Origin of the sequence: Candidatus Kurthia intestinigallinarum, assembly GCF_003991225.1 — a bacterium.
Lineage (GTDB): Bacteria > Bacillota > Bacilli > Bacillales_A > Planococcaceae > Kurthia > Kurthia populi.
Genome location: NZ_JTFC01000193.1, coordinates 1 through 1,357 on the forward strand (window position 1 = coordinate 1; position 1,357 = coordinate 1,357).

Below are 1,357 nucleotides of genomic sequence, written 5' to 3' on the forward strand. Positions count from 1 at the left end.
TGATTTAGGCCCAGCACCGCAAATTAAGAGTGCGCACATCATTGACCAAACGACAAGCAACATTGGCTTAACAATCGAATAATTTGAAAGCTAGGCTTGTCCTAGCTTTTTTTGCGAGAAAGGGGGGGAGCGGGATGGCAATGAAGAAAAGTCGGCTCAAGATCGTTTCACTGGCGAATAAGGTTTACAAAAAGTGTGAGTGTTGCGATCGCGTCAAAGATGTCTATTTTACGCTGCTTATCTATGACGCACCGACTGGCGAATACTTGCAAGGCACGATTGCTCTTTGTCGCGTGTGCGGCGAAAATTTGGGTGATGTGCTCAATATTCCGGTGACAACAGATGGAGACACTGGATTTAAGTTTAATTAAAGGGGGACTGACGATGGAGGATCTGTTCCAATACTTTGATTATGGTTTCTCGTTTTTACTGGCGATTTACTTGCTAACGAGAATGGAAAAGAAGATTGAAGCGTTGACGAATAGCATTATGGAGCTTACGCATTCACAAAATAAAGATTAAAAAATCGCGCTATTGCAGTTTGGACATACGACATATATCTAAATATGCGCCAAGGGGGACTTTTGATGCTACAAATTAATAAGTATTTGCAACACCTGGAGTTCGAAGGAAAAGCGATTAATACAATCGAAACATATCGTTATCACCTTTTAGCATTCGATGCATGGCTTTCATACGTCGGAAAAGCGGTGAACGAAGTATCGAGGGCCGACATTTTGGAATTTAAGGAAGCGTTACTGGCTCAAAACAAGTCAGGTCGTACGGTAAACGGCATCCTGTCATGCGTCCGTAACTATTACGACTACTTGATCATGGCGGAAGAAGCGAACTTCAATCCGGTTTCTAAGATGATCAAAATCAAGGTGCAGCCACATTCACAGCGTCGATTGAGCGATGAGGAAATTAACGAGTTTGTCAGTTACATTGACCGACTACCTGCTCATACGCGTGCCGCATTTTACTTGATGCTCGGTACGGGTGCTCGCGTGGCCGAAGTGGCGAAACTGAAAAAAAGTGACTTCCAATACATCGAGGGCGCGCTTTATATCAACATTCATGATGCGAAATGGGGGAGTGATCGGCAAATACCTGTTATGTTCCCACAAGCGGCGCGAGTTGTCGCGGATTATGTCAATCAACTAGATGTGTCGTCTGAATCTGCTTTCCGTTGCAGCGCGCGTACATTACAACGTCACGCGAGTAATTTTTCGAAAAAAACGGGCATCAGCTTCAGCTGTCACGTGTTGCGCCATACATTTGCGACACGTTTGTTAGAAAACGGCGTGCCGATTGAGCAAATCCAGTTGCTACTCGGGCATCGTTCTTTAACGATGAC

Annotated in this window: 3 protein-coding genes; all 3 read left to right on the forward strand. The window is 44.7% G+C overall.

Features of this window, described 5'->3' with window-relative positions; genetic code table 11:
* Positions 1-134: 134 nt before the first annotated feature.
* Positions 135-371 (forward strand): hypothetical protein, encoded by a 237-nt coding sequence (locus tag QI30_RS19700; protein WP_126992143.1) that lies wholly within the window; start codon positions 135-137, stop codon positions 369-371.
* 13 nt (positions 372-384) lie between these two features.
* The gene (locus QI30_RS19705; RefSeq protein WP_126992144.1) at positions 385-522 is read left to right on the forward strand and encodes a YvrJ family protein; all 138 of its coding nucleotides are present in this window, start codon (positions 385-387) and stop codon (positions 520-522) included.
* Between the two features lie 86 nt (positions 523-608).
* Positions 609-1,357 (forward strand): tyrosine-type recombinase/integrase (locus QI30_RS19710; protein WP_158621107.1); only part of this gene is annotated, 749 nt, incomplete at its 3' end.

What these genes read in the sequence shown, in the direction of transcription:
- QI30_RS19700 (WP_126992143.1), top strand. Translation starts at nt 135, where the DNA reads ATGGCAATGAAGAAAAGTCGGCTCAAGATCGTTTCACTGGCGAATAAG.
- QI30_RS19705 (WP_126992144.1), top strand. Translation starts at nt 385, where the DNA reads ATGGAGGATCTGTTCCAATACTTTGATTATGGTTTCTCGTTTTTACTG.